The sequence below is a fragment of the Vibrio scophthalmi LMG 19158 genome, assembly GCF_000222585.1.
In the GTDB taxonomy this organism is placed as follows: Bacteria; Pseudomonadota; Gammaproteobacteria; order Enterobacterales; family Vibrionaceae; genus Vibrio; species Vibrio scophthalmi.
On sequence record NZ_AFWE01000107.1, the window covers coordinates 1 to 224 of the forward strand.

At 57.1% G+C, this 224-nt stretch carries 1 protein-coding gene; it reads right to left on the bottom strand.

Going from position 1 to position 224, the window contains the following annotated elements; translation table 11 throughout:
• Positions 1-224: VCBS domain-containing protein (locus tag RH88_RS23400; RefSeq protein ID WP_005595099.1), on the bottom strand; the 224-nt coding region annotated here is incomplete at both ends.

Genomic DNA, 224 nt, shown 5'->3' on the forward strand with positions numbered 1-224 from the left:
GTAAACCCAGTTGCCATCGGCATCGATGGTCAGCTCGCCGAGCGCGCCAGCTGGCGTGACGACGCTAGCAGGATCGAACTTGGCTTCACCGCTATCAGCATCAGTCAGGGTTAACACGCCTGAATCGGTCAGTACTGGATCGGTATCATCTTCCGTGACCGCGCCCACATCATCACCCGAAATCACTGCGCTGTCGTTGACCCCCGTAATGGTGATCACGATGT